General features: G+C 73.1%; 2 protein-coding genes. One reads left to right on the forward strand and one right to left on the reverse strand.

What is annotated here, in order from left to right:
• Positions 1-784 (reverse strand): AfsR/SARP family transcriptional regulator (locus E1298_RS46075; protein ID WP_165975986.1); only part of this gene is annotated, 784 nt, incomplete at its 3' end.
• A 273-nt stretch (positions 785-1,057) separates the two neighbouring features.
• On the opposite strand from E1298_RS46075, the gene E1298_RS46080 reads away from it, so the two are divergent.
• Positions 1,058-2,526 (forward strand): MFS transporter (locus E1298_RS46080; RefSeq protein WP_131903678.1); only part of this gene is annotated, 1,469 nt, incomplete at its 3' end.

The raw sequence follows: 2,526 nt of genomic DNA on the forward strand, positions 1-2,526 counted from the left end.
GGGCCGCGCAGGACAGCGGCGCGCTCGGGGCGTCGCCGTGCAGGACGGCGTTGTGGACCTTGCACAGCTCCGGGGACGGGCTGAGCCCGAGGTCCTCGGCGAGCAGGTCGCGCGCCGCGTGGTAGGCCTCCAGCGCGTCGTAGCGGCGGCCGGCGTTCGCCAGCGTGCACACCAGCAGGCTGTGGTACCACTCGTCGTAGGGCTTCGCGGTCACCAGCGAGCGCAGCTCCCCGATGAGCTCGCGGTGCCGGCCGAGCCGCAGGTCGGCCTCGATCCGCAGGTTCAGCGCGCGGCTGCGGTGCTCCTCCAGCGCCGCGGCGTGCCCCTCCAGCACCCGGCCGAGCTGGATGTTGGCCAGCGCCGGGCCGTCCCACAGCTCCAGCGCCGCGCGGAGCGGGACGGCGGCCTCGCCGGGCCGGCCGCGCTCCAGCAGCCCGCGGCCGCGGGCCAGCAGGCCCTCGAAGTCGCCGAGGTCGAGCTGGCCGGGGTCGACGTGCAGCGAGTACCCCGGCGGGCGGGTGACCAGCATCTCCTTGTGGCCGGCCGGGACCGCCTCGTCGCTCAGCCAGCGGCGGATCTGGTAGACGTACGTCTGGGCCGTCCTGGCGGCGCTGCGCGGGGGGTCCTCGCCCCAGAGCTCTTCGATGATCGTCTCCAGCGGGACGACGTGTCCCGCGCGCACCAGCAGCAGGGCGAGCGTGTTCAGCACCCTGGGCGCGGTCGGGGCGAATGCGGGGCCGTCGGCCGCGACGTCGAGCGGGCCGAGAAGCTTGAAGCGCAGCATCTGCGGCGAACCTCCTGTATCGGTCTCGGGGGCCGGATGTTGGAGCGATTCACCCGGCCCGCAATATCCCCGGGGAGCCCGGTTAATCGCCCCGTGTCCATCGAGCCGCCGAATGAGCCGATGGTCACGCGCGCTCTGCTCCTTTCGGGACCACCGGGGGTATCGAAAGGAGCATCCCGGCGGACCGGAACCGCTTCGACGTTTCCCGTCCCGCTCCGTGGTTAGTAGCGCGGCGTCAGGAGATCGGACGCCTCGACCAAGGAGTGATTCCCCGTGACCACTGACACGGCGGCTCCCGCGAAGGGGGCCCCGCGGCGGCTGGGCCTCGTCCTGGCCACGTGCTGCGCCGGGCAGTTCCTGGTCGTCCTGGACGCGTCGGTGATGAACGTCGCGCTCCCCTCGATCAGGAACGCGCTGCATTTCCAGACCGATTCCCTTCAATGGATCATCAATGCGTACACGATCGTGTTCGCCGGTTTCCTTTTGCTCGGCGGACGGCTCGCCGACCTTTACGGGCGGCGGCGCGTGTTCCTCGGCGGAATCGCCGTGTTCACGCTCGCGAGCCTGGCGGGCGGCCTGGCCTGGAACCCGGCGTCGCTGCTCGTCGCGCGCGGGGTGCAGGGGCTCGGCGCCGCGATCATGGCGCCCGCGACGCTGACCGTCCTCGGCACCACCTTCACCGACCGCGACCAGCGCGCCAAGGCGTTCGGGATGTGGGGCGCGGTGGCGGCCGGGGGCGGCGCGGTCGGCGCCCTCATCGGCGGGGTCATCACCGAATGGCTGTCCTGGCGCTGGATCCTGCTCGTCAACGTGCCGGTCGGCGCCGTGCTGGCGGCGGCCGTGATGTACGCGGTGACCGAGTCGCGCAAGGACGACGGCGATCGGGAGGCGGACGTCCGCGGCTCGGTGGCCATCACCGTCGGGCTGATCTCCCTCGTCTACGCCATCGTCCGGTCCGAGCGGGAGGGCTGGGGGTCGCCGCAGATCCTGGGCTTCCTCGCGGTGGGCGTGGTGCTGCTCGCGCTGTTCGTGCTGAACGAGGCGAAGATGGACCGGCACCCGCTCGTCCCCCTGTCGATCTTCCGGAACCGGTCGGTGACGGCGGCCAACCTGGTGGCCTTCACCAGCACCGCCGCGCTGTGGGGGACGTTCTTCCTGTTCACGCTGCTGCTGCAGCTGGTGCTCGGCTACAGCCCGCTGGAGACCGGCTTCGCCTACCTGCCGCTGTCGCTCGGCATCCTGGTCGCGGCGCGCGGCATCGCCTCGCTCGTGCCCAAGCTCGGCCCCCGGCCGCTGCTGGTCACCGGGCTGCTGCTGTCGGCGGCCGGGCTCGCCTGGCTGTCGCGGGCGTCGGCCGGCGCGGACTTCCTCACCGACCTGTTCGGCCCGACGCTCGTGCTGGGCGTCGGCCAGGGGATCATCTCCGCGTCGATGACCGTCGCGGGCACCGCCGAGGTCGGCTACCGCGAGCAGGGCCTGGTGTCCGGGCTGCTGAACACCAGCCGCCAGGTCGGCGGCGCGCTCGGCCTGGGGATCCTGTCGCTGATCGCGGCGGCGCACACCTCCGGGGCCGGGGGCGGCGCGCAGCAGGCGTCCAGGGAGGCGCTCGCCGACGGGTTCGGCCGGGCGTTCCTCGTCTCGGCGCTGTTCCCGCTGGTCGGCGTGCTCGCCGCGCTGGCGGTCCCGCGCGTGCGCCCGGAGGAGAAGCAGGACGGGAAGCAGGACGGGCAGCGGGCCGCCGG

It is taken from the genome of Actinomadura rubrisoli (assembly GCF_004349215.1).
Classification (GTDB): Bacteria; Actinomycetota; Actinomycetes; order Streptosporangiales; family Streptosporangiaceae; genus Spirillospora; species Spirillospora rubrisoli.